Below are 1,982 nucleotides of genomic sequence, written 5' to 3'. Positions count from 1 at the left end.
GGATTGGCGTGGTAGCAAGTAGAGTTGCAGTTGTTACCGAAAAAATCACCTTATTGAGCTTTTTCACCATTTACATCCTCCCGTATTTTTTCAATGTTAATTAATCGTAAGAAATAGCAAAAGGTTACAAAAAATACAAAATAAAAAAGCTGTTGAATCAATATCAACAGTCTTTTTTATTTTGCATGACAGGGAGAGATACGTTTTTCCACTCCTTCTTCAATCGAATAGGGAAAAAGTGTTTATCCCCCTCCGGGGACAGGATACTAGTAACTTCCCATGCTATTGTCCTCAAAGGAGTTGAAAGCACAATGTCTCGTTGATGATCGTCAACACCGATACGCGCCCTCACAATCTATCCATTCGTGATCTAAACCTTACATCCACAGAATTGAAGCCGACTCAATCGACACTCTTACAGTTTTCAGCCGATAAACGCGGTCGGTATCATTTCGTATCAGACGCACCTGGCTATCCGGAAACAGGCTTCCAAGGCATGCTCGTCATTGACTATCTGGTTGCCGATAAAATGGAGCAGAAAGTCGCTGATCCGCTGCTCGATATCCTCCTGCACGGGTTAGCCTTCTGCCTTAGTACGGACTGGAATAAAATTCAGCTGTAGTAGTAAATTTGCCGGTTAGGGCATCAATTTCTCGGTGGTCTAGAGATATGGCTGTTCTGTACACCAGAATGGGTTGATAGCTTGGGTTATCCGACAAAATATCGGTATCCGGTGTGAGATATTGCAGCTCCATTGGACGCACTTTCAAGTATTCCTTTAGCGCCTGCTCATGTGATACAGCCTTTTTGGGGTCAGGCAGAATGAGTGGTTCCCAAGATACATCCGTCATACGCAGACTTATCACCTCTCCCGTGATACGGTCTATTCTGATATAAATCTCATCATCCAGAACGGGAATCCCTTCGTGCACATTTACAAACTTGAAGCCCTGCTCAGCGCCTCTCTGCCGAAACTCTGCTGTCCCAATCGGCATCACTTCTTTTAAATGCTTTGGTCCGTACTTTTCCAGCGCAGCAATAGCTAGTTTCATCGATTCTTCTGGCGTTAGCCATTTCTTTCCGTTTGGATCTTCTTCAGGGTATTCTCTTTCTTTCTTTTTCTTGTCAACCATACCGTAGCTCATGAATCGTCCTGTTTCTTTCTCCGTTATAATGATAGCCTCAAACTCTTTATTGATTTCATGTATATATTCCTTACCTTTCGTATCTTCAGAAATGCCTTCTTTTATTTTTTCAGCTTTGCTCTCGATCCCGAAAGCAGCGAACATAGCTGCTGCTTCCTCTGTCGTCTTTACGGTAACTTCCTTACCGACAGGATTCACTCTGACAATGGGGTTATATGCACTCCCCGAACCATCATAATGAGGAACTTCCGTGCCTGTTTTGGCATCGATAAATTCCGAGAATTCCGATTTGTAGCGTAAGGTAGGAGAGCCATACAAGTATTCCTTCGTTTTCTCTTCCCATCCCTCTACTGGCTTTTTCAAATAAAAGAGCTTCAGGTGTTTGGCGAAGGCTTTTTCAGCCTGATCCTTGGATATGGCTTCCTTTGGATCAGCAAACTTCAAATCTTCGAGGGCAGGTGCATCATCGCCCCCGAGCCCGTATAAGCCTTTCCCTTTCGATATGACTTCCCCCTTGCTGTTTACGGTTAGACGAACATTGATATTCAGATACGGAAGACCGTTTACCTGTTTCGTAAACAAAGCTTCATTTTGATCCGAATAATTAGGGTTATATTGGAAGCCACCCATATCTGCTCCGTACCATTGCTTCATAAAATCTGTTGTTATGCTGACTACCTTGTCATGCTCAATCTTCGGCCTTCCTTCTTCGGGAAATTCCTCGTCGTAGCTAAACCCCTTGGGATTCCCTTGTTTATCCAAACTGAATTCAAAAGACGGTTTCTTCTTCTCCTTGGACGTTTGCAAGATGATGGTTATACGATTTGTTCCATCATT

The 1,982-nt window shown here is 43.3% G+C and carries 2 protein-coding genes; one reads left to right on the top strand and one right to left on the bottom strand.

The genetic code is table 11. From position 1 onward, the window contains the following. Positions 1 to 322 precede the first annotated feature (322 nt). Positions 323 to 622 (top strand): cupredoxin domain-containing protein, encoded by a 300-nt coding sequence (locus HPY28_RS30640; RefSeq protein ID WP_254613232.1) that lies wholly within the window; start codon positions 323 to 325, stop codon positions 620 to 622. Here the strand turns inward: HPY28_RS30640 and HPY28_RS30040 are convergent. After that, the coding region (locus HPY28_RS30040; RefSeq protein WP_174231974.1) for a YcdB/YcdC domain-containing protein at positions 591 to 1,982 on the bottom strand (1,392 nt) is incomplete at its 5' end. The genes HPY28_RS30640 and HPY28_RS30040 overlap by 32 nt on opposite strands.

Origin of the sequence: Brevibacillus sp. HB1.2 (assembly GCF_013332495.1) — a bacterium.
In the GTDB taxonomy this organism is placed as follows: Bacteria; Bacillota; Bacilli; order Brevibacillales; family Brevibacillaceae; genus Brevibacillus; species Brevibacillus porteri.
This window is presented reverse-complemented; position numbering and strand designations above follow the sequence as displayed.

Excerpts from the sequence above, each read along its gene's own strand:
- HPY28_RS30640 (WP_254613232.1), top strand. The coding sequence starts at position 323 with ATGATCGTCAACACCGATACGCGCCCTCACAATCTATCCATTCGTGAT.